We start from the raw sequence: 22,937 nt of genomic DNA on the forward strand, positions 1-22,937 counted from the left end.
GCGGCCCGCAGGGATGCGGGCCGTTTTTCATCGGGACAGGGATGTCCCGTATGAAAAATCCCCGCGGATGCACCGCTCGTGCGGGCTTGTGATTCAAAGCAAAAGCATTTTTCTTTGGTTACTTTTGACCGAAGGGAATCCAGACGGACTTTTGTTGCTTTAGAAAAAAGAAAGTTACCCGCCGCTTTAGTGGCGGAAGCTCTTGGCGTTTGATCTGGATCTGGATCTGGATCTGGATCTGGATTTTGTTTGAGTGATGCGCCGCAACACCGCGAGAGCGCGGTCGCGGCTCGCGCCGCTCCTACCCTGGGCTCCAGCCGAGAGCGTCGTGAGGTTGAGGCGTAGTGGTCGCCGCTTTAAGGGTAGGAGCGACGCAAGTCGCGACCGCGTTCTCGCGGCCTCCGGCGTGTCTTTCAAGCAAGAGCAGAGCTTCCGTCCGCAGACGCGGCCGGGTTACTTTCTTTTGCTAAGCCCAAAAGTCCGTCTGGATTCCCTTCGGTCAAAGGTAACCAAAGAAAAGGGCTCTCCTTGCAAGGGCACAGGCCACGAGTGCGATGCTCGCGCCGGGATTTTTCGATAGGACATCCTTGTCCTATCGAAAAACGGCGCACGTCCTGTGCGCCGCCCTCCGGGTCTCCACTTGACCGGTAAAGCAGCAAAGCAGCAGAGCAGCAGAGCAGCAGAGCAGCAGAGCAGAAAAGCAGAAAAGCAGAAAAGCAGAAAAGCAGATCAAAATCTCGGCAACGGCAACGGCGTGAACTTCAGCGCCAGCGCAGCCCATGCCTCGCCAACATCTCATCGATACGCCGCTGCGCATGCGCGCGATCGGCCGGATCGGCGTCCGCCATCAGCTCGTCTACCAGTGCCCTGAACTGCGGCCAGAACTGCGCCTCGTGACGCAGCGATTCCAACCAAGGCGGCAGCATCTGCGCCAGACGCTCGAGTCCGGCATCCAGTTGCGCCCGGGTCTTCATGGCTGCGGCTGCGGCCAGATCATCTCGACGTGGTGGATCGTCCGCCCGCCGAGCAGCGAGAACTGCAGGCCCTCCTGGACGACACCATCCAGTTGCAGTTGCGCAGCGCCGCCATCGGCATCGACCTGACGCACGTGGATCCGGTACAGGCTGTCGCCGTGGCGGTACTGGATCCGGTATTCAGGCCAATCGGCCGGAATGCAGGGTTTCAGGCGCATCGTGTCGCCGTGGCGCTGCAGGCCGAGCAGCGATTCCGTCAGCAAGCGGTACATCCAGCCGGCCGAGCCGGTGTACCAGGTCCAGCCGCCGCGGCCGGTGTGCGGATCGACGCCGTAGACGTCGGCGGCGAGCACGTAGGGCTCGACTTTGTAGACGGCGGTGGCTTCGGCGTCGCGGGCGTGGTGGATGGGGTTGATCATGCGCGCCAGTTCCCAGGCCCGCGTGCTGTCGCCGAGTTCGGCGAAGGCCATCGCCGCCCACACCGCGGCATGGGTGTACTGGCCGCCATTTTCGCGCACGCCGGGCACGTAGCCGCGGATGTAGCCGGGGTCCTTGCTGGTCTTGTCGAACGGCGGTTGCAGCAGCTGGATCAGGCCGGCATCGCGCCGCACCAGGTATTGGTCCAGCGACTCCATAGCCTGGCGCGCGCGTTCGGGATCGGCTGCGCCCGACAACACCGACCAACTCTGCGAGATCGAATCGATCCGGCATTCGTCGCTGTGCACCGAGCCCAGCGGCGTACCGTCGTCGAACCAGGCGCGCCGGTACCAGTCGCCGTCCCAGGCATGGGTTTCCAGGTTCCCGCGCAGGCGCTGCGCGTGTTCGACGCAGTAATCGGCGAAGGCGGCGTCGCCGCGCTCGCGCGCGACCGGCTCGAAGCGGTTCAAGGTGTCGAACAGGAAGAAACCCAGCCACACGCTTTCGCCCTTGCCGGCGTCGCCGACGCGGTTCATGCCGTCGTTCCAGTCGCCGCTGCCGATCAGCGGCAGGCCGCGTTCGCCGAGCAGTTCGGTGCCGCGCTTGAGCGCCAGCACGCAATGGTCGTAGAACGGCTGTTGGCGGGCCGAGACCAACGGCAGGTCGTAGTAGGACTCCTCGTCGGCGTTGACCGGGCGACCCTCGACGAAACGCACGCGCTCGTCGAGCACGCTGCGATCGCCGGTGACCTGCAGATAGCGGCAGGCGGCCAGCGGCAGCCACAGGTAATCGTCCGAGCAGCGCGTGCGCACGCCGCGGCCGAGCGGCGGATGCCACCAATGCAGCACGTCGCCCTGCGGGAACTGATGCGCTGCGCTCAACAACAGGTGTTCGCGGGTCAGCGCCGGCATCGCGTGCACGGTCGCCATCGTGTCCTGCAGTTGGTCGCGGAAGCCGAATGCACCGCCGGACTGGTAGTAGCCGCTGCGCGCGACGTAACGACAGGCCAAGGCCTGGTAGGGCAGCCAGCCGTTGGCGAGCGCGTCCACGCTCGGGTCGGGGGTCTCGACCCGGACCGTGCCAAGGGTATGCATCCAATGGATGCGCACCGCATCCAGCGCATCGTGGGCGGCGCCGCTGCCCTTGCTGGCTTGGGCGAGTTGCACGGCGGCGGCATAGTCGGCGCCGATGCCGAGGCGGAATACAGTTTCGTAACTCTCGTCGGCGGCCAGTGCGATAGGCACCTGCAGCGCCGCGCACGGGTCCAGCCCGACCCCGAGTTTGCCCGACAGGCGCTGCTTGAGCAGCGCCGCCGGTTGCCCGAGGTTGCCGTTGCGGCCGAGGAATTCGGTGCGGTCGGCGGTGAAGCCGGGTTGCTCGCCGTCCACGTCGAAGAAGGCGACGCGGCCGTCGAACTCGGTGTTGTAGGGATTGCGCGCGGTCAGCACGCCGCTGGCGCCGTCGAGCTCGCTGACCACGTGCATCTGCGACTTGACCCGGATATCGCCGAGCACCCATTCGACGTAACCGGTGGCCGACAGGCGCCGCGCGCGGCCGGACAGGTTGCGCAGCTTGAGCACCGAGTACTTGATCGCCTCGTCGAGCGCCACGTAGATCCACAGCTCGCTAGCGATGCCGTCCTCGATATGCTCGTAGACGCTGTAGCCGAAGCCGTGGCGGGTGCGGTAGGCGCCGCTGCCGCGACAGGGCAAGGGCATCGGCGACCAGATCCGGCCGCTGTCCTCGTCGCGCAGATAGAAGGCTTCGCCGCCGGTGTCGGCGACCGGGTCGTTATGCCAGGGGGTGAGGCGGAACTCGTGCGCGTTCTCGAACCAGGTGTAGCCGGGCGCGCTCTCGCTGACCACGGTGCCGAGCTGCGCATTGGCCATCACGTTCGACCAGGGCGCCGGGGTCGGCGCGCCTTCGCGCAGCACCACGACGTATTCGCGACTGTCGGCGGCGAACGCGCCGGTTCCGTTGTCGAACACGAAGGCCTCGGTCACCGCTTCGAACGGCCACGGGTCTTCGTCGGTGTCGGCGCGCGGAGGCGGCAGGCCCGGCAACGCCGCCGGATGCATCGCCGCGGCTTCGTCCATCGGCTCGGGCTCGTCGGGCGGGCCATCGGGCAGCAGCAAGGGGATCTCGCGCTCGGGCGGCACGTGGCGGCTGACCTGCGCGGCGAGAGTGCCGCGTTTGTCGCTGATGATCACCCGCGACACCGCCTGCAGCAGGATGCGGTCTTCCTGCGACATCTGCTGGCTCGGTCGCACGAAGATGCCGCCAGGCCGGTCGAGCACGTTGCCCTCGGGGCCGGCCGAGACCAGGCCGAGGATCTGCTCCTGCAGTTGCTGGCGATATCCGCCCTGTTCTTCGTTCCAGATCACCAGGTCGACGTTGAGCCCCTTCAGGCGCCAATACGCATGCGCCTGCACCATCTGCCGGACCAGCTCGATGTTGCCGGCCTCGGCGATCTGCAGCAGCACGATCGGCAAGTCGCCGGAGATCGAGTGGCCCCACAGTCCCGATTGCCCGCGCCGGTTCTGCAACAGCACCGCGTTATCGGCGCGCAGGAACGGATGTGCATACACCATCAGCCCGGCCAGCCGTTCGTACAACTGGGCATCGGCCTGGGAGGCGTTGATCTGGCGCCGCACCACCTGGCTGTGGGTCCAGGCCAGGTCGAACACGCGGTCGGCGAGGCGCCGGTCGCGGTATTTGTCGATCAGCCGGCTGCAGGCCGCGCGGTCGACGCCCACGCCCGAGACCATGTCGACGATGACGCTCTGCTCGGGCGCGAGCACGATGCGGGTGCGGATCGCGACGATCGGGTCGAGCACCGAGCCGACCGAATCCGACAGCGCCTCGGTCGCGGTGAGGGCCTGCGGCGTGCGCGGGGTGTTGCCGCGGCCGAGGAAGCGCGAGCGGTCGGTTTCGTAGGAGATCGTCTGGATGTCGGCATCGTGCACCGCGACCAGGTGGAACATCCACGGCGGTACCTCGTCGTGCGAGCGCGGCCGCCGCGTGCACAGCAGGGCCTGCTTGTCGCGGGCGACCTCGGTCTGCACGAACAGATTGCTGAAGGCCGGATGCAACTCGTCCGACAGCGACGAGGCCAGCACGACTTCGGCGTAGGTGGTGATCTCGATGGTGCGGGTGTGGCGCGAGCGGTTGCCGATGCGCAGACGGCGCAGCTCGATGTCGTCCTCGGCGGAGATGGCGATTTCCAGGTGAGTCTCGTAGCGGTGCTTGCGCCCGCGGTACTCGGCCTTGGCGTCGGAGAAGATCGCCTCGTAATGGTCCACCGGCACGCAGGTCGGCTGATAGGTCGCCGACCAGAATTGGCCGCTGTCCACGTCGCGCAGATAACAGAACGAGCCCCAGTGATCGCGCGTGCCGTCCTCGCGCCAACGCGTCACCGCCATGTCGCCGAGGCGGTTGTAGCCGCCGCCGGCGCTGGTCAGCAGGCTGTGATAGCGGCCGTTGGACAGCATCTGCACCGCAGGCCGGCCGGTGCTCGGGTTGGCGAATACCCGCAGTTGGGTCTCGCTGGCGGCGGGCGCGGCGCGTGCGCCGCTGGCTTCGGCCTCGTGCGGATGGAACACGCCGGTGCGCGGAATGCGTTCCTGCAGCAGCAACAGCGTCGCCTGGAACTCGGCATCGGCGACGAAGCGTTTTTGCATCGGCTGGTCGCGCAGCAGATAGTCCAGCGACAGGAAGGCCATACCCTGGTGGTGGGCCATGAACGAGCGGACGACCGCATGATCCTGCCCGCGCGGCACCCGCGTCGGGGTGTAGTCGATCGCTTCGTACAGGCCGTAATGGCCGGCGAAGCCCAGTTCGGTCAGGCGTTGCAGGTTCTGGCAAGCCGCTTCCGGCAGCACCATCAAGGCCATCGCGCTGGCATAGGGGGCGATGACCAGGTCCTGGCCGAGGCCGCGCTTGAGCCCGAGGCCGGGCACGCCGAACGCGCGGTACTGATAGTTCATCCGCGTATCGACCGTGTTGTAGCCCGATTCGGAGATGCCCCAGGGCACGTCGCGCTGCCGGCCGTAGCGGATCTGCGCCAGCACCGCATGTTGCGCGGTCTGGTCGAGCAAGGTGTCGGGATAGCTAGGCATCACCAACTGCGGCATCAGGTACTCGAACATCGAGCCGCTCCACGACAGCAGGGTGGCGCCGCTGTCGATCTCGGTCAGCAGACGGCCGAGGGCGAACCAGGTCTCCTGCGGCAACTGGCCCTGGGCGATGGCGACGAAGCTGCACAGGCGCGCTTCGGAGGCGAGCAGGTCGTAATAGCCGGCATCCAGGCGCCGTTCCTCGACGTTGTAGCCGATCGACAGCAGATGGCGGCCGCGGTCGTAGAGGAATTCGTATTCCATCAGCGACAACTGCCCGGCGATATGCGCAAGGCGTTCGAGCTCGTGCACGCGTTTGCGGGCGCGGTCGCGCGCAAGTCCGTCCTGCGATGCCATTTGCAGGGCGCGCAGGGTCGGCATGCGTTCCATGAGGTCGGCCTCGGAAGGCCGGCTCTGTCCTTCCTCCGGTGTGCCGATCCCCGGCGCGAAGTGCAGCAATTCGTCCTGTGCGGCGCGGCAGGCGGCCGACAGCATCGTCGGCCAATGCGGGGCCGACGCGTCTTCCGGTGGGGCTGTGGGCGGCGGCAACGACGATTCGATCGCGAGCGCCCGCGACGACAGCCCCGCCAGCACGCGTTCGGCTTCCGGCAGCGACGCCGGCGGCTGCGCGCGGATGGCGTCGATGCGTTCGCGGAATGCGCTCAGGGCTTGTTCGAGTGGGGCGTCGATACGGCCGGCCGCGCGCAAGGTTTCTTCGAGCACGCCGAAGGTATCGGCCAGGCCGTCGAAGGTATGCCGCGCCAACACCGGCTCGTCGATCAACGCCAGCAGGCCTTGGCGCAGGGTCAGCAGGTGCGCGGCAAGATTGCCGCTGTCGACCGTGGACACATAGCGCGGCGGCAGCGGCAGCAGGGTTTCGGTGTCGTACCAGTTGTAGAAGTGGCCGCGATGGCGCGGCAGGGTCTCCATCGTGGTCAGCGCCAGGCGGGTGCGCTCGATCAGCCCGCCGGCCTGCAGATAGCCGAAGTCGTAAGCGCCGAGGTTGGCGAGCAGCGACAGGCCGATGTTGGTCGGGGAGGTGCGCCGCGCCACCACCAGGCTCGGATGCTCCTGGATGTTGTCCGGCGGCAGCCAATGATCCTCGGCGCGGATGTGGATCTCGAAGAAGGCCCACGTGCGGCGCGCCAGTCGGCCGAGGAACTTCAGCTGGGTCTGCGACAGACTCGCGCGACGCTGTCTCGGCGGCCGTCCCAGCCAGGCCATGAGCGGCGGCGACAACAGCCACAGCAGTAGGACTGGGGCGGCGACCCACAGCGACGCCGGGTTGATGCGCGACAGCGCGGCCGCGACGGCGAGCGCGAACGCAGGCCCGAACCACATGCTGCGCAGTTCCGCGCCGACGCCGCTGCCGAGACTGCGCTCGACTTCGCTCGACGGATTCCATTGCAGCAAGCGGCGGCGACTGATCGCCATCCGCCACACGCTGCGGGCGATCGCACCCAGACTGAAGAAGGCTTCGTACGGCAGACAAGCCAGATTGACCGCGGCGCGTTGCATCTGTCGCGCGATCGAGCCGACCACCTGCATCAGATGGGTTTCCAGCGCCATGTCGACCGGGCGGGTGGCCAAGTCCCAGCATGCCAGGGCGAAGGTGGGCACCAGCCACAGGCTGAGCAGCCACAGGGTCCAGGCCAAGGGTTGCGGCAATATCGCCCAGCCGGCGACCAGCAGTGCGGTGGCGGCGGCCGGCACCAGGCTGCGGCGCAGGTTGTCGAGCAATTTGCCGCGCGACAGCCATGACAGCGGATTGGCTTCGTAGCCGCCCTTCATCCGCGGCACCCAGGGCAACAGCCAGGGCAGCAACTGCCAATCGCCGCGGATCCAGCGATAGCGGCGCTTCACGTCGGCGGCATAGCGCGAGGGATAGTCCTCGAACAGACGCACGTCGCTGATCAGGCCGGCGCGCGCATAGCAGCCTTCGAGCAGATCGTGGCTGAGCACGCGGTTTTCCGGGAAGCGGCCTTCCAGGGCGTACTCGAACGCGTCGACGTCGTAGATGCCCTTGCCGACGAACGAGCCCTCGCCGAACAGATCCTGGTAAACATCGGAGACCGTGCGCGTATACGGATCGATGCCGGCTTCGCTGCCGTACATGCGCGCATAACGCGAGCCGCGGCGTTCGCTCATGCCGGTGCCCACGCTGGGCTGCAGGATGCCGTAGCCGCGCGTCACCCGCCGCCGGCGTTCGTCGAAGCGGGCCTGGTTGAGCGGATGGGCGAGGGTGCCGATGAACTCGCGCGCCGCATCCCGGGGCAGGCGGGTATCGGTGTCCAGGGTGATCACGTAGCGGACGTTGGCGAGCACCTCGGTGTTGCCGGTCACCGCCATGAAGGCTTCGCGCGCACCGCCGCGCAACAGGCGGTTGAGCGCGGCGAGCTTGCCGCGCTTGCGCTCGTAGCCCATCCATTTGCCTTCCAGCGGGTTCCACGTGCGGGGACGATGGAGCAGGAAGAACAGGTCGCCGCTTTCCGGGGCATAGCGCGCATTGAGTTGTTCGATCTGGCGCGAGGCATGCGCAACCAGGGCCGCATCGCCGGGCAAGTCCTGTTGGTCGGCGTCGAGGAAATCGGTCAGCAAGGCGAAATGCAGGTAGGCGTCGCGATTGGCCAGGAACCTGACTTCGAGCCCTTCGACCAGGCCGTCGATCGCATCGACGCTGCCGATCATGCTCGGCACCACCACCAGGCTGCGCGAGCTCGACGGCAGGCCTTTGGAGAAATCCAGGCGCGGCAGCGGCTTTGGCGCGACCAGCACGGTAGCGATCCAGTTGACCAGGGTGATGCCCAGTTCGCTGAAAGCCAGCAGGCTGAGCGCCGCGAACAGGCACAAGGCCACCGCCGGAAGCGGCGCTGCGTATAGCTCGGACAACAATCCGTAGCCGAACAGCGCGGCGATCGCGGCGATCGGAAGCAGATACACGGACAGAGGCATCCTGCGCGAGCGCAACCGGACCGGCTTGCGCGCGTCCGGCGAGGCGGCGACCGCGGCCTTGATCTCGCTGGTACCGTCGTCGATCAGGTAATAGCCGACGTGGGCCTTGCCATCATCGACCTCGCCGGACTCGAGCGCCAGGCTCAGGGCCAGGCGCGCCACGTCGATCTCGCTGACGCCGCTTTGGCGCGCGATCTTCTCGACCACGTGCCGGTACATGTCGCGGGTGTTGAAATCCATCTTCGCGTAGATGCCGATCGGATCCTCGCGCAGGGTCCGGTCGACCAGGCTCATGGTCTCGACGAACTCGCGCCAATCCATGTTGGCCAGGAAGCGCAGGCTGCCGATGCTGTTGCTGATCGATACCTGGTCGGCGGCCTGCTGCTGGCTCTCGGCGCGCACCAGTTCTTCCACGCCGTGGGCGCTATCGGCCAGCCATTGCTCGATCCAGCTCATCGGCATGGCCAGGACCGCGCTGCGGCCGTGCAGGCCGCGGGTCAGCTCGGCCACGAACGCGCCCGACATCGGCGGATTCGAGCGCGCCATGTCGGCCACCACCAGCACCACGTTCTTCGGGTTGGCGTCGGCGGTGTCGTTGAGCAGTTCGGCCCATTCGGCGGCGCGGCGATGATCGGCGCCGTCGCGCATCACCCGCACGGCCATGCGGCGCAGGTTCTCGATCAAGGCCAGGCGCAGCATGATCGGAATCGCCCACAGCTCGCCGAGCTTGAGCGGCGTCACCGTCTGGTAAGCGGCGACGAAGCGGGTCATGGTTTCGGCGTCGATGCGGCCGTCGCCGTGGGCGATGGCCTCCATCGCGAGGTCGTAGACCCGCGGCAGGCCGGCCGACGGGCCCAGGCTCAAGGTCGGCAACTCGCGGCTATAGCCCTTGGGCAGATGGCGGCGCGCGGTGCGGATCTGTTCTTCGATCAGGTAATAGTTGTCGAGCAACCATTCGCCCGCCGGAGTGATGCGGACCTCGTCCTGGACCATCTGGGTGAGCAGGGTGCTGGCGGCGTCGAGGATGCCTTCGTTCGCGCGCAGGCGGCCCAGCAACAAGTCCGAACCCGTGCGCGCCCGCACCCGATGCGCATGCGCGAGGGATTTGCCGTGCCGTTCCATCTGCTCGGCGCTGAACAACTGCGAGCGCAAAGGTTGTTCCGCTTGCCACGGCTTGCTCGTCGCCGCACGTCCCCATCGCCACAGCCGTCGGCGCAAGCGCAACCACTGACTGAATATTCGCCATACATTGGGCATGCAAGATCCCAGGCACTTCAGCCTTCAAGAGCGGGATCATTGCATTTGCACGGGCAGGCGATTGTGAAGTCGCCGCCGAGCGCGGCCAATACGCCGTGCTGACTGGCTTGTGGGCTGTGCGCGGGCGAAATGTGCGAGCGATCGCAGGAGCGAATGCGCGAAAGGCGACCGATGCGGCGGTTCCGCGGCCGGGTCGGCGAGGGGCGTGGAGCGTCGCGATCATTCGCTGTGCCGCCGGCGCATGATCCTCGGCAGCGATATCGTCATCGCCATGCGCCGCCGATTGCGGCGAGGCTGGCGCTTTGGCCGGTTGGGGAAGGGGGGCGCCGGCGCCGGTCGTCGCCTGGAGAATTGATCGGTTCCCAAGTTCTGGCCGGAGACCCAAGCCGCGCGGTCGCGACTCACGTCGCTCCTACATGAGTTCTCGCCCTTGCCGTTGCCGTTGCCGTAAAGATTTTGCTGTTGCTGTTGCTGTTGCTGTTGTCGTTGCTGTGCGTCGCCCCGTACTCGCGAAGGCAGAAGAAGACCCGGAGGGCGGCCCGCAGGGATGCGGGCCGTTTTTCATCGGGACATGGATGTCCCGTATGAAAAATTCCTGCGTCGGCATCGCTCGTGCGGGCCTGTGATTCAAAGAAAAGCATTTTTCTTTGGTTACCTTTCTTTTGTTGCTTATGACAAAAGAAAGTAACCCGCCGCTTTAGTGGCGGAAGCTTTTAGCGTTTGATCTGGATCTGGATCTGGATCTGGATCTGGATCTGGATCTTGCTTGAGCGAAACGCCGCGAATCCGCTACAGCGCGGTCGCGGCTTGCGCCGCTCCTACCCTGGATTCCAGCCGGGGGCGTCACGAGGTTGAGGCGTAACGGTCGCCGCTTCAAGAGTAGGAGCGGCGCAAGCCGCGACCACATCCTGCCGGCCTCCGACGTTCCCTTCAAGCAAGTGCAGAGCTTCCGTCCGCTGACGCGGCCGGGCTACTTTCTTTTGCTAAGCCCAAAAGTCCGTCTGGACTCCCTTCGGTCAAAGGTAACCAAAGAAAAGGGCTTTCCTTGCAAGGGCACAGGCCACGAGTGCGATGCCAGCGCCGGGATTTTTCGATAGGACATCCTTGTCCTATCGAGTCATTCCTTTTTAAAGGCTGGGCGCACGTCCTGTGCGCCGCCCTCCGGGTCTCCACTTGACCGGTAAAGCGGCAAAGCAGATCAAGACCTCGGCAACGGCAACGGCAACGGCAACGGCTAAAGCTAAAGCTAAAGCGTTTGTCGCGATTACTCGTCGTGCCGGATGCGCGAGTCCTCGGGCGCCTGCGCGCGATCATACAGGCCGTAATCGCGCACAACCTCCGCCACGCGCAGCCGATAGCCGGCGAAGATCGAGTCCCGGCCCGCCTTTTGGATCTGCCTGTGCATTTCGAGATTGCGCCAATGCCTCACTGCATCCTCGTCGCGCCAGTACGACAGCGACAACAGCTTGCCGGGTTGGCTCAAACTCTCGAAACGCTCGATCGAAACGAAACCATCGATCTGGGCGAGAAAGGGCCGCAAGCGTTCGGCCGCGTCGAGGTAATCCGGGCGGGCCTGCGGATGCGGCTGCGCTTCGAAGATCACCGCGATCATGCCGGCACGCCCATGGTTGCAGGCATACGGAACGCGCCATCGACGATTTCGGTCCAGCTGCGTTCCTCGCGCAGGATGAAGCGGTGTTCGCGGGCGAAGGCGAAGTTGTCGCGGCCTTCGGCATCGGTCTTGAGGCGGGCGCGGTAGGTCTCGTAGTCGGCCAGGCTGTCGAAGGCGATCAGTCCCCAGGCGATGTCGTTGCTGCCTTCGTGCGGCAGGAAGTAGCCGACCAGGTCGCCGCCGCAACGCGGGATGATGCGGCCCCAGGCTTCGGCGTAGCGGCGGAAGGCGTCGAGCTGGAAGGGGTCGATCCGGTAACGGATCATGCAGGCGATGCGCATCGTTGGGCTCCGGGAGAGGTGGCCGGCACCATAGCGATTGCCGCCGGGGCGATGCTTCGCTCAGTATCGAAGTATTCCCGCCGGGCGTGATGCAGGATCGCCGCATGGACATTTCCGCCAACCTCAACCGGGTCGCCGCGCTGATCGGCGACCGCGCCCGCGTCGACATCCTGACCGCGCTCATGGCCGGTCGCGCCCTCACCGCGACCGAACTGGCCGAGGCCGCCGGCGTGGCCCGCCCGACCGCCAGCGCGCATTTGTCGGCGCTGACCGAAGCGCGCCTGCTCAGCGTCGAGAAGCAGGGCCGCCATCGTTACTTCCGTATCGCCGACGACGATGTGGTGCGGTTGCTCGAAGATCTGATGCGGGTGGCGTACCGCATCTCGGATGCGCCGGTCAGCGTCGGGCCGAGCGACCTGGCGCTGCGCAAGGCGCGGGTCTGCTACGACCACCTCGCCGGCGAGTGGGGCGTGCGCGTGCACGACAGCTTCGTGCGCCGCGGTTTTCTGCATCTGGGCGACGACGACCTGCAGCTCACCGAGCGCGGCCGGGGTTTCGTCGCCGAAGCCGGGATCGCGCTGGAGGCCTTGCCGCGCACCCGTCGGCCGCTGTGCCGAGCCTGCCTGGACTGGAGCGAACGCCGCCATCATCTGGCCGGCGTGCTTGGCGCGGCCTTGCTGGATCGTTTCATCGCCCAGGGCTGGCTGCGCCGCATCCAATACTCGCGCGCCTTGAACGTGACCGCGCGAGGGCAACGCGGTCTGGCTGCATTCGTGGAAGAGCCTGCGCCCTAGCGCGCAACCCGGCTCAACCCAGCCCGGCTCAGCCGCCGACGCCGAGCTTGGCCGCGAGCAGGCCGGCGTACTCTTTGAACGCCTCGCCGCTGCGGCGCAGGGCACGGCGGGTCGGCCACCACGGCGACGCCGCGCCGTGCTTCGGCACCGGCTCGAAATCTTTCTCCGCCGAAGCCAGCGGCAGCACCTGCAGGCCCTGTCGCTCGAACAGCGCCCGCGCGCGGCTCATGTGCAGGGACGAGGTCACCAGAGCGACCCTGCGCCATCCGTGCGTGCGTGCCCACTGCGCGCTGTTGCGAGCGTTGTCGCCGGTGCTGCGGCTGCGCTCGTCCAGCACCAGGGCACGCTCGGGTACGCCGAGCGCGTGCATCGCCGCGGCCATCTCGCGCGCTTCGCTGACGCCGTGTGTGCGCGAAGTCGGGCCGCCGCTGAGCAAGACCCATGGCGCGCGGCCGTCGTGCCAGGCGCGCGCCCCCAGGGCGACGCGGTTGCCGGCAAGACGCGGATCGTTGGGATCGCCCTGTTCGAACCAGGCGACGCTGCCGATACCGCCGCCGAGCACGACGATCGCATCGACCGTCGGCAGCCCCTGTGCGGATTGCGGGGGATAGCGCAGCGCCAGGCTATTGCGCAGCGCGTTGGAGGCCGCCGGCAGCGACCACAGCAACGACCAAGCCAGACTGATCCCGATTAAGGCCAGCGCGCCACGGCGCCTGCGCAAGGCGAAGGCCAGCAACGCCAGCACCAGCAGGCAGCACGACAAGTGCAGCGGTTCCAGCGGCCACGCCAACCATCGGCCGATGCCGGTCATGGCCGCAGGCTTACTTCGCCACCCGCGCCAGGTCGACGGTGTCGTCGTCGAGCAGTCGCGCCAGGGCGTCGGTCATCAACGCGGCCTGGCGGTCGCGCGAATACGAGGGCGCCGCGGCCAGGCTGGAATCGCGCAGGCGGCGCATACGGCCGGGGTCTTCGACCAACGCCAGGATCGCCGCGGCCATCGCCTCGGCGTCTTCCGGCGGCACGCACACGCCGCAGTCGGTGGTTTCGACGATGCGGGTGGCTTCGCCGCGCGGCAGCGACATCAGCGCGGGGATGCCCATGCCCATGCCTTCGAACAGCTTGGACGGGATCACCCCGGAGAACACCGGGTTGTTGCGTAGCGGGATCAGCGAGATGTCGCACAGGCTCCACAGCTTCGGCATCATCTCCTTCGGCTGGCGCGGGATCATGCGCACGTTGCTCAGCCCGCGCTCGGCGACCAGGCGCTCGACGCGCGCACGCTCGGCGCCGCTGCCGGCGAAGAAGAAGGCGATGCGCGGATCGTGCTGCAGCCGCTCGGCGGCGTCGACGACCTTCTCCAGGCCATGGGCCATGCCGTGGGTGCCGAGGTAGCCGACCACGAAGCGGCCGTCCAGGTCGTACTGGCGGCTCAGGGTCTCGTCGCGCGCGGCCGGGGCGTAGCGTTGCAGGTCGACGCCGTTGAGCACGACGTGGATCTTGTCGGCGGCGATACCGCGCTGGATGAGTTCTTCGCGGAAGGTGTGGGTGACCGGCACGATCGCGTCGGCGCTGCGGTACAGGAACATCTCCAGGCGTTCGAGCGCGCGCACCGCGGCGCTGCGCTTCATCGCGCCGACCGCGGTGATCGAGGCCGGCCACAGATCGCGCAGCTCGAACACGAACGGCCGCCGGCGCAAGCGCGCCAACGCCCAGCCGCCGAGCGCGCAGAAGAACTGCGGCGAGGTCGCCACCACCACGTCGTGGCGCGGCTCGAACAGGCCGGCGACGACCGAGGCGGCCATGAAGCTCAGATAGTCGAGGGTGCGCTTGACGAAGCCCTCGTTGGCGGTGATGTAGGTCTTGACCCGGACCACGCGGATGCCGTCGACGGTCTCGACGCTGCGCCAGGCATTGCGGTAGCCGTCGAACAGCTTGCCCTCGGGGAAATTCGGCGCGCAGGTGATCACCGTCACCTCGTGCCCCGCGCGCACCCAGCGCACCGCGTGCTCGTAGGTGCGCGTGGCCGGCGCATTGCCTTCGGGCGGGAAATTGTCCGACAGAAACAGAATGCGCATGAGAACTCAGCAATCCCAATGGAACGTGGTGGTCAGCGCGCCGGCCTCGGGGGGCAGCGCGATTTCGAGGACATCGCAGGCTTCGCTCAGGCCGAAGCCTGCGTGATAGGTGCTGCGGGCCGCGGCGGTCGTTGCGTTCGCCGGTTCGACCTGCCAGCGCACCGCGCCGGATTCGTCCAGGCGCGATTCGCCCAGGCGCGATTCGTCCAGGCGCAGCTGCGGGCCGTCCAGGCGGACGTCGGGCATCAAGCGGAAGCGGGCGACGGCGCGCTCGAACTCGCCTTCGATGCGGTCCTCGACGCGCAGCGAGCCGGCTTGCAGTATCCAGCGCCGGCGATGCAGCGGCCGGCCCTTGAGGCGCCGGTAGCCGTCGTGGGCGGCGCTGAGCCACAGCCCCTCGTCGTTGCGGCCGTGTTCGACCGCAAGCGGATGGGCGCGGCGAGCGACGCGGAAACTGCTCCAGACCTCGGAGGAATCGGCATCGTCGATTTCGACCGTGTTATGCGAGGCGGTGCCGCGCTGCCACAGGCGCTCGGCGCCGATGTCGTAGCGCGAGGTGCCGGCGTTGGCCAACACCCGGCGGCCGCCGAGCGAGAGCTCGAAGCTGAGGGTGTCGGCGTGGGCATGGCCGGGCAGATAGGCCGGGCCGATTTCGCCGACGTCGGCGATCAGCACCGCGGGTCCGCATTGCAGCCGTACATAGCCCGACACCGGCAGCACCTGCAGCGCATCGTCGCAGGCCGCCGGCACCGCCACGCCGAGCAAGCGCGCATAGGCTTGCAACTGCGCCAGGGTCGGGGCGATGCCGTGGGCGGCGTCGTTGAAGAAGGCGATGCCGCCGTCGGGATGAGTCATCACCGCCAGCCAGCCGAGCATGCGGCTCGCACGCTGGCGCCACAGCTCGATGTCGCGTTCGGGGAAGGCGCCCGGGAACAAGGTCGCCAACTGCACCAGGTCGAGCAAGTCCTCGAGCAGGATCGCGTGGTACATCGGGCTGCGTTCGAAATGCCCGCCGTCGGCGAGGATCTGCTCGTCGATCTCGGCGCGCAGACCGCGCAGGCCGACGCTGCGCCAGCGTTCGGCTTCGGCGCCGTCGAAGAAGGCGCCGGCGAACAGCAGCGCCTTGTAGTTGGCCCACAGATGGTTGCCGAGCAAATGCCGTTCCAGGCGACCGCGCAGATAACGCGCCTGCGTCGCCAGGCTGTTGAGCACGCTGCGGCGCAGCGCCGGGTCGGTGACGGTGTCGCCGGCGCAGCACCATTTGACCCAGTTGACGATGCGCAGCGACAGGCAATACGGCTCCCAGCCGTTGCCGGCGGCCGGCGGATTGGCCGCGATCCACTGCCGGATCAGGTCGCGATGCCAGGCCAGCCGCGCAGCCGCGTCGTCGGCGTTGAGATCGTCGAAGTAATGCAGGTTGTACAACCACAGCTTCGGCAGGGCGGTGCTGTTCCAATCGTCGCCGGCGATCTCGTGTTCGTCGTTGAGGAAACGGAAGCGCTGCGCGCTCAGCATCGAGGCCGCGCGTGCGCAACCGCGCCAGCGATCGCGCACGACCGCCGGCGGCGGCGCCGGCGAATCGTCGATGCGCGGGCGGTGCAGGCGATGCCAGGCGCGGCCGTAGATCTGCACGGCGCGCAGATGGCGCACCGTGTGCCACAGGCGCGGCACTCGCGATGACGAGGTCACGACCGTATTCCGCTCGGAGAGGCGACGAGGCGACGCATGGCGTTCAGACCGAGGCGTCCAGTTCGATGGTGACGCGCGCCACCTCGAACACGTCTTCGGCGGGGATCGGCGCTGCGGCCTGGCCCTTGACCGCCTGGATGAAGGCGGCGGCGCACTGCGCCTGGCCCTTGTCCTGGCGCCACAGGTTCATCTTCTTGAAGCCCGGCCAGCCGTAGCCGCGCAGGCGACGGAAGTTGTCCAACTGCAGCACGCGGCCGGCAGTGAACACCTCCAGACGTTCCTTGGGGAAGCTCTTGTCGCCGTTGGCGAGGTAATGCACGGTGCCGAACGAGCCGTCGGCGAAGCTCAGGGTGAAGCTGACCCGGTCGCTGCGGATGCCGGCGCCGGGGACGTTGCCGACCGCGGTGAGCTGGTGGCCGACGATCGGCGAGTCGGCGAGGAAGCGCAGCAGGTCGACGAAATGGCAGGCCTCGCCGATCAGGCGGCCGCCGCCGAGCTGGCTGTCCTGGGTCCAGTGGTCGGCCGGGATCGCGCCGGCGTTGACCGTCATCACGAACGACTTGGGCTCGCGCACGCCGGCCAGCAGCGTGCGCATCTTCTGCACCTGCGGGGCGAAGCGGCGGTTGAAGCCGACCATCAGCACGGGCGGGCGGCCGTAGATCGAATGCTCGGCGTAGGCCTTTTCGATCGCCTGCAACTCGTCCAGGGTCAGGCACAGCGGTTTTTCGACGAATACGTGCTTGCCGTGGCGCAGCGCCTTCAGGGTCAGCTCGGCATGGCTGCCGTGCTGGGTCGCGATCACCACCGAGCCCACGCCGTTCTCGCGCAGGGTCGCGTCGGTGTCGGTGCTGGCGTTGCGGAAACCGAACTTCTTGCCGAAGTGGACGCTGCTGACGCCGCCGCTGGACACCACTGTGTGCAGTTCGGCGCCGGCCTTGGCGAAAGCCGGGATCAGCACGCGGCCGGCGTAGTTGCCGGCGCCGATGAAGGCGATCGCGTCGCCGCCCTTGTCGGTATCGGAGGTCGCGGCCGGGGTCTTGACCGACAGCGGCACGGTGCGGCGCACCAGGGTCTCCGGAATCGCCTTGTCGCGCCCGTAGTCGAGGACGATGCCGAGCGAGGGCTCGTGGCCGCCGAGCAGGGCATAGGCCTGTTCGGCCTCGGCGATCGAGTAGCGATGGCTGATCAGCGGCGGCGCGTCGATCGCGCGGCTGGCCATCATGTCGAGCACGGCCTCGAAGTTGCGTTGTTCGGTCCAGCGCACGAAGGCGACCGGATAGTCGTTGCCGCGTTCCTCGTAGGACGGATCGTAGCGGCCCGGGCCGTACGAGCACGACACCTGGAACGACAGTTCCTTCTCGTAGAAATCCGCGCGCGACAGTTCCAGGCCGGTGACCCCGACCAGGACGATGCGGCCGCGCTTGCGGCACATGTGCGCGGCCTGCGAGACCGGTTCGTTGCTCTTGGTCGAGGCGGTGATCAGCACCGCGTCGACGCCGCGTCCGCGCGAGAATGCCTGCGCCGCGGCCAGCGGGTCTTCGCCCTTGGACAGGTCGACCGTCTCGGCGCCGTAGCTGCGCGCGATGGCGAGCTTGGAGCTGTCGAAGTCGATGCCGAGCACGCGGCAGCCGTGGGCGCGCAGAAGTTGCACGGTGATCAGGCCGATCAGGCCCAGGCCGGTCACCACCACCGCTTCGCCGAGGCTCGGCTGGACCAGGCGGATACCTTGCAGGGCGATCGCGCCGAGCACGGTGAAGGCCGCGGCTTCGTCGCCGACGCCGTCGGGAATCTTGACGCACAGGTTGGACGGCACCGCCACCACTTCGGCGTGCTTGCCGTTGGAGGCGATGCGGTCGCCGATTTCGAAACCGGTCACGCCGGCACCGACGCCGATCACCGTGCCGACGTTGCAATAGCCCAGGGCCAGCGGCTGGTCGAGCTTGCTGCGCACCGCGTCGACGGTGGTGGCCAGGCCGTCGGTGCGGATCTTCTCCAGCACCATGCGCACCTTGTCGGGTTGCTGGCGCGCCTTCTGCAGCATGTTGGCCTTGCCGAACTCGACCAGCATGCGCTCGGTGCCGGCCGACACCAGGGTGACGTGGGTGCGGATCAGCAGATGGCCGCGGCGCAGGGCGGGGGCGGGCACGTCGGCGATTTCGGTGCTGCCGTCGCGCAGGTTTTGCAGGACCTGTTGCATGGTGATTCCAGTACGTATCGAGAGGGGGGATGCCGCGCCGGCTGGAGGGAGCCGCGCGGCCGATCGGTAGGCCGGCTCAGTGACGCAGGCAGATCAGCGGGGTTTCACGCGGAAGACTCATGGCTGCAGGCTCGCGCATTCGGCGATCACCCGCGCCATCGCCGTGTCCCAGGCTTCGTAGCGCAGGGTGCGCAGGCCGGCGCGGCGCTGTTCGAGCAGGGCCGGCGCCTCGGCGATGCGCAGCAGCTGTTCGCTGAGCTGGCGGCTGTCGCCGTAGTCGCACAGGAAACAGGCCTGCGCGTCTTCGAACGGCTGCGAGGTGCTCAGGCCGGGGTTGGTGAAGAACGGAATCTCCAGCGCGGCGCAATCGAACCACTTGTTCGGCTCGGCCAGGCGGTTGATCTCCAGCGAGGGGTCGTAGAAGGCCAGCACCACGTCGGCGCTCAGCAACAGCGCCAGCGCGTCCTCGTTGCTGACGATGCCGCGGTAATGCGGCCCGAGCAGTTCGGCCAGGCGCTTGGCGTCGTCGCCGAGCAGGCGTCCGGCGGCGACGAACTCGATGCGGCCGGCGGTCTGCTCGACCGCTTCGCGCATCATGGTCGCGCCGCGTTCGGGCGAGATCAGGCCGCTGATCAGCACGCGCAGGCGGCCGCTCTTCGGCGGCAGCTCGGCGGCGAGGCTGCGTGCGCGCTCGATCACGTCGGTGTGCGGGGTGTTGCGGACGATGCGGATGTTGGCGGCGTCGCCGTCGACCGCGCGCGAGGCGCCCGGCAGCACGTGCAGGGAAGCGCGGCGGCCGACGAAGCCCTCGACCCATTCGATGATCCGCTTGACCGGCTTCGGCCAGGCGTAGCTCTTGGACAGCTTGTCGCGGTCGAGGAAGACGTATTGGCAGCGGCGCACCGAAGCGACCAGGGCGCAGGGCAGCGCAGCGTCCAGCCGCGAGCAGAAATAGATGCCGGCGCGCGGCTGCACGAACACCCGCAAGGTCAGCCAGGCCACCCACAGGGCGTAGCCGAGGGCGTTGACCGCGCCGCCGCCCCAGGAGCCGAAGCTCAGCAGCACCTTCACCCGCGGCAGTTCGGTGGCCTGCTTGTCGCGGCTCCAGATCCAGAACTCGTAGGGGATCGACGCGCTTTCGAGCACCTTCGACAGCTTGCTCAGATACGGATTCTTCAGGTAGGGGTTGCCCTGGCCGAGAATGATCGCGTTCATGCCGTCACCAGCCTGGAGCGGATCGGCCGGTTACCGAGGTAACTCACCACGAACAGCAGCAACACGGTGATGAAATAACGGCTCCAGCCGCCGAGCAGTTCCATATACAGAAATCCAATCGAGAACATGAAGATCGAGAAGCTGTAGATCACCACCCCGACCGGGGTGACCGTGCGCATCCGCGAATACGCGTTGCGTATCAAGGCCAGGCAGATGCCGTTGGCCGCGCCGAACAGGATCAGGCCGAGCATGCCGAAGTTCATGTAGCCCTCGGTCGGCAGGCCGGTGGTGTAGGAGGTCAGCTTTTCGCCGTCGAGGGTGTAGCTGCCGGGATAGATCATGTTGCGGAACGCCGGGCCGCCGCCGAAGGGCTTGTCGGGCCAGATCGCGCGCGGCACCGGATTGACCGCGGCGGCGAACAGGGTCTCGCCCCACAGCGGATGCCAGGCGTAATCGTGCTGGGCCAGCCAGATCAGGTTTTCGCTGTTGCCGAAGGCGCCGTTCAAACCGTATACGAGCAGCTCGGTCGGGTCTTGGCCGCTCAGCGCCGAGGGGCCGGCGCTGTCGAGGGTGGTGCGGATCTTGGCCCAGGCCGAGAAGCCCAGCGCCAGCGCCAGCATCACCGGCAACAGCATCAGTGCCTTGCGCAAGCGCCCGGGGAACATCGACAGCGAGGCGAACAAGATGATCGCGATCAGGCTGAAGACGAAGTTGCGGTTGCCCATCGCCACGAACGCTACGGCGATCACCAGCACCGTGGCCGAGATCGCGATCAGCCGCCACAGCGCCGGGCTGCGGCCGCGCTCTTTCTTTTCGGCCAGATAATTGGTGACCAGGATCGCGCCGTAGCAGATCGCGGCGAAGGCCAGCACCACCGCCGGGCCGAGGCCGCGCCGGATCACGATGCGGTCGCGCATGTAGTCGGCGAGGTCGTGGCTGGCGATGGTGCGCGCCAGGTACAGCACCGCCGCCATCGCCGGAATGCCGACCAACACCAGCACGCGGCGGCGTTCGCGCGCGGTCAGGCTGCGTACCTTGGGCAGCGACGGCGTCGAGAACCCGCCCATTGCCAGGTAACCGCCGATGCCGGAGATGCAGAACATCACCGACAGCATCAGCGCCATGGCCTTGGCGTCGGTCGAGTAGTAGAACGGGTAGGACTGGATGCCGCGCAGTTCCTTCACCCACGGCATGAAGCCGTAGATGAAGGCCATGCCGAGCAGGAAGGCGTAGATCGGCTTGACGAACATACGGTCCATCCGCCCGCCGACGCGCAGGAACGTCACCAGGGTCAGGCTCGTGAAGAAGATGAAATAGAGAATCGCCAAGACGACGCCGTGATTGATCCGTCAGTGCTGCGGTGGAGGGAAGGGGCTGAAAGAAGGGACCGGGCTCAGTGCGCGTTGCCGCGGTTGCGCCACGAGCTCGGTTCGGGTTCGGGGTGCGGATGGGCGGTCTCGCGCACCGCGCTCGGCAACAGATGCGGGTGGGTCTTGGCGAGGTAGTCGGTGACCGAGCCGACCACCTGGGCCGGGCTGCCCATGACGATGCTGAGCGGGGCGATCTTGCCGCGCACCACGCTGCCGGCGGCGACGATGCAGCCGGCGCCGATGTCGGCGCCCGGCATGATGATCGAGCCGGTGCCGATGAAGCTGAAACGGCCGATGCGCACCGGCTTGATGCGTATCTCGGGTTTGTCGAAGCGGATGCCGAGCTCCTTGGCCACGGTGTTGATCGCCGCGTCGTGGGTCAGGATGCGCACGTTGCTGGAGATGGTGCAGCCCTCGCCGAGGGTGATCAGCGAATAGTCGGTGCCGTCGAACCAGATCTTGGCCGACAGATAGTTCGGCATGCCCTCGATGTGCGCGCCTTCCGAGCGCAGGAACCAGGTGAACAAGCGCGTCACCAGGCCGGGCTTGATGAACCAGCCGATGCGGATGACCGACAGCACGACGGATTTCTTGAGCAGGCGCGATACGTTCATTGGGGGCTTCCAGGCAGCGCTTTGCGGAACTCGCCGCGATTGCACAATGCGAAGGTCAACAACTGGGCGGTGGTGGCGACGACGTAGGCGATCGCCAGGCCGGTGGCGCCGCCGTGCAGGCGCAGGGCCAGCACGCTGGCGCCGAGCAGGGCGGCCGAGAACACCGCATTGCCGGCGAACAGCACGCCGGGCCGGCCGTCGGCGGTGGCCTTGCGCATCAGGATGGTGGTCGGCGCCATCGCCACGGTCGACAGCAACAGCCACTGCAGCGGCACGATCGCGCCGGCGTAGGCCGGGGCGAAGCGATGGATCAAGGGCGGCGCGGCCACCGCGACCAGGCCGGCGACCACGGCGGTGACCGTGACCAGCAGCAGGATCGAGTGGCGCAAGGCGGTGTTGGCCTCGTGCTTGTCGCCGCGCGCCAGCGCCGCCGCCAGCAACGGCAGAGTGGCGTTGGCGACCACGCCCATGCCGAACATCAGGATCGAACGCGCCTGGTTGCCGAGCGAGAAATTGCCGAGGCTGGTGGCGCCGCCGACGCTGCTCGACAGCATCACCATCGACAGCCAGATGCTCGGCATGGTCAGCAGGCCCGACACCGACGAGGGCAGGCCGAGCTTCCACAGCACGGTCCAGTCGCCGCGTTCGGTGGCGCGCAGCGACAGACGGTGGCCCTGCTCGCGGCGATAGCGGCGCAGCGCATGTTCCTGGCCGAGCACGATCACGATCTGCGCGGCGATGTAACCGTAGATCGCCCAGGCGATGTCGCGGCGCAACGCGGCCAGCACGATCGCCAGGAACACCAGCGGCGCGCTGAGCAGATTGGCCAGCGCCTGTTCCTTGACCTTGTGCAAGGCCAGGGCGACGCCGTTCTGGATCGCGGTGAGGAAGCCGGTCAGCACCAACAGCGCCGAGGCGGCGTACACCGCGACCAGATCGTTCGATCCGCCGACCTTGACTGCCAGCGGGTACGACAGGGCGAGCAACAAAGCCGCGAACAGCAGCGAGGCGAACAGCGCCGAACCGTAGGACACGGTCAGCGCCGTGGCGATGCGGCGCGGATCGGTGGCCGCGGCCTCGGCGACGATCTTGGTCGCCATCTGCCCCAGGCTCAACGCGCAGAAGGTGGTGAACAACAGCGCGGTGGTCTGGATCAGGGTGAACTGACCGAACGCGGTGGGGCCCAGCGAATGCGCGGTGAACAAGATGCCGGCGAACACCGCGCCACGCGAGGCCATGGCGCTCAACGCCGACAGGCTGGCCGTGGTGATCAGTCGCCGCATCATCGTGGTCGTGTCCGGGTCGAGCGCCTTGC

13 protein-coding genes are annotated in these 22,937 nt (G+C 67.4%); 1 reads left to right on the top strand and 12 read right to left on the bottom strand.

Going from position 1 to position 22,937, the window contains the following annotated elements; translation table 11 throughout:
- Positions 1 to 761: 761 nt before the first annotated feature.
- From LC490_RS13940 to LC490_RS13955, 4 genes are all read right to left on the bottom strand, one after another.
- Entirely contained in the window at positions 762 to 974 is a 213-nt protein-coding gene (locus LC490_RS13940; protein WP_223620541.1) for a hypothetical protein, read from the bottom strand.
- Positions 971 to 9,580 carry a glucoamylase family protein gene (locus tag LC490_RS13945; RefSeq protein WP_343223017.1) on the bottom strand — a complete coding sequence of 2,870 codons (8,610 nt, stop codon included), beginning with the start codon at positions 9,578 to 9,580 and terminating at the stop codon, positions 971 to 973. Before LC490_RS13945 ends, LC490_RS13940 begins: the two co-directional genes overlap by 4 nt.
- Before the next feature lie 1,399 nt (positions 9,581 to 10,979).
- Positions 10,980 to 11,327, bottom strand: a complete 348-nt coding sequence (locus LC490_RS13950; RefSeq protein ID WP_223620543.1) for an antibiotic biosynthesis monooxygenase — start codon at positions 11,325 to 11,327, stop codon at positions 10,980 to 10,982.
- Positions 11,324 to 11,668, bottom strand: a complete 345-nt coding sequence (locus tag LC490_RS13955; protein ID WP_031372776.1) for an NIPSNAP family protein — start codon at positions 11,666 to 11,668, stop codon at positions 11,324 to 11,326. The genes LC490_RS13950 and LC490_RS13955 overlap by 4 nt, the downstream gene beginning before the upstream one ends.
- A 104-nt stretch (positions 11,669 to 11,772) precedes the next feature.
- Between LC490_RS13955 and LC490_RS13960 the strand changes: the two genes are divergently transcribed.
- A complete protein-coding gene (locus LC490_RS13960; protein WP_223620544.1) occupies positions 11,773 to 12,462 on the top strand; it encodes a helix-turn-helix domain-containing protein in 690 nt (229 codons plus the stop codon).
- Between the two features lie 28 nt (positions 12,463 to 12,490).
- Here the strand turns inward: LC490_RS13960 and LC490_RS13965 are convergent, their stop codons facing one another.
- The 8 genes from LC490_RS13965 to LC490_RS14000 form a co-directional block, all read right to left on the bottom strand.
- On the bottom strand, positions 12,491 to 13,273 hold the full coding sequence (locus tag LC490_RS13965) for a YdcF family protein (RefSeq protein ID WP_223620545.1): 783 nt from the start codon (positions 13,271 to 13,273) through the stop codon (positions 12,491 to 12,493).
- Between the two features lie 10 nt (positions 13,274 to 13,283).
- Complete coding sequence (locus tag LC490_RS13970) at positions 13,284 to 14,537, bottom strand: glycosyltransferase family 4 protein (protein ID WP_223620546.1); 1,254 nt, start codon at positions 14,535 to 14,537, stop codon at positions 13,284 to 13,286.
- Positions 14,538 to 14,543: 6 nt separating this feature from the next.
- Positions 14,544 to 16,226, bottom strand: a complete 1,683-nt coding sequence (locus tag LC490_RS13975; RefSeq protein ID WP_223620547.1) for an alginate lyase family protein — start codon at positions 16,224 to 16,226, stop codon at positions 14,544 to 14,546.
- Positions 16,227 to 16,269: 43 nt separating this feature from the next.
- Positions 16,270 to 18,423: a bi-domain-containing oxidoreductase gene (locus LC490_RS13980; RefSeq protein WP_223620548.1), complete on the bottom strand. Its 2,154-nt coding sequence runs from the start codon at positions 18,421 to 18,423 to the stop codon at positions 16,270 to 16,272.
- 117 nt (positions 18,424 to 18,540) lie between these two features.
- Positions 18,541 to 19,638 carry a hypothetical protein gene (locus tag LC490_RS13985; protein ID WP_223620549.1) on the bottom strand — a complete coding sequence of 366 codons (1,098 nt, stop codon included), beginning with the start codon at positions 19,636 to 19,638 and terminating at the stop codon, positions 18,541 to 18,543.
- On the bottom strand, positions 19,635 to 20,966 hold the full coding sequence (locus LC490_RS13990; protein ID WP_031372783.1) for a hypothetical protein: 1,332 nt from the start codon (positions 20,964 to 20,966) through the stop codon (positions 19,635 to 19,637). Before LC490_RS13990 ends, LC490_RS13985 begins: the two co-directional genes overlap by 4 nt.
- Before the next feature lie 65 nt (positions 20,967 to 21,031).
- A complete protein-coding gene (locus LC490_RS13995; protein ID WP_051885147.1) occupies positions 21,032 to 21,622 on the bottom strand; it encodes an acyltransferase in 591 nt (196 codons plus the stop codon).
- Complete coding sequence (locus LC490_RS14000) at positions 21,619 to 22,905, bottom strand: oligosaccharide flippase family protein (RefSeq protein ID WP_223620550.1); 1,287 nt, start codon at positions 22,903 to 22,905, stop codon at positions 21,619 to 21,621. Before LC490_RS14000 ends, LC490_RS13995 begins: the two co-directional genes overlap by 4 nt.
- Positions 22,906 to 22,937 lie beyond the last annotated feature (32 nt).

It is taken from the genome of Lysobacter sp. ESA13C (genome assembly GCF_019970005.1).
GTDB lineage: Bacteria > Pseudomonadota > Gammaproteobacteria > Xanthomonadales > Xanthomonadaceae > Lysobacter > Lysobacter antibioticus_B.

What these genes read in the sequence shown, in the direction of transcription:
- LC490_RS13940 (WP_223620541.1), bottom strand. Translation starts at nt 974, where the DNA reads ATGAAGACCCGGGCGCAACTGGATGCCGGACTCGAGCGTCTGGCGCAG.
- LC490_RS13945 (WP_343223017.1), bottom strand. Translation starts at nt 9,580, where the DNA reads ATGGAACGGCACGGCAAATCCCTCGCGCATGCGCATCGGGTGCGGGCG.
- LC490_RS13950 (WP_223620543.1), bottom strand. Translation starts at nt 11,327, where the DNA reads ATGATCGCGGTGATCTTCGAAGCGCAGCCGCATCCGCAGGCCCGCCCG.
- LC490_RS13955 (WP_031372776.1), bottom strand. Translation starts at nt 11,668, where the DNA reads ATGCGCATCGCCTGCATGATCCGTTACCGGATCGACCCCTTCCAGCTC.
- LC490_RS13960 (WP_223620544.1), top strand. Translation starts at nt 11,773, where the DNA reads ATGGACATTTCCGCCAACCTCAACCGGGTCGCCGCGCTGATCGGCGAC.
- LC490_RS13965 (WP_223620545.1), bottom strand. Translation starts at nt 13,273, where the DNA reads ATGACCGGCATCGGCCGATGGTTGGCGTGGCCGCTGGAACCGCTGCAC.
- LC490_RS13970 (WP_223620546.1), bottom strand. Translation starts at nt 14,537, where the DNA reads ATGCGCATTCTGTTTCTGTCGGACAATTTCCCGCCCGAAGGCAATGCG.
- LC490_RS13980 (WP_223620548.1), bottom strand. Translation starts at nt 18,423, where the DNA reads ATGCAACAGGTCCTGCAAAACCTGCGCGACGGCAGCACCGAAATCGCC.
- LC490_RS13985 (WP_223620549.1), bottom strand. Translation starts at nt 19,638, where the DNA reads ATGAACGCGATCATTCTCGGCCAGGGCAACCCCTACCTGAAGAATCCG.
- LC490_RS13995 (WP_051885147.1), bottom strand. Translation starts at nt 21,622, where the DNA reads ATGAACGTATCGCGCCTGCTCAAGAAATCCGTCGTGCTGTCGGTCATC.
- LC490_RS14000 (WP_223620550.1), bottom strand. Translation starts at nt 22,905, where the DNA reads ATGCGGCGACTGATCACCACGGCCAGCCTGTCGGCGTTGAGCGCCATG.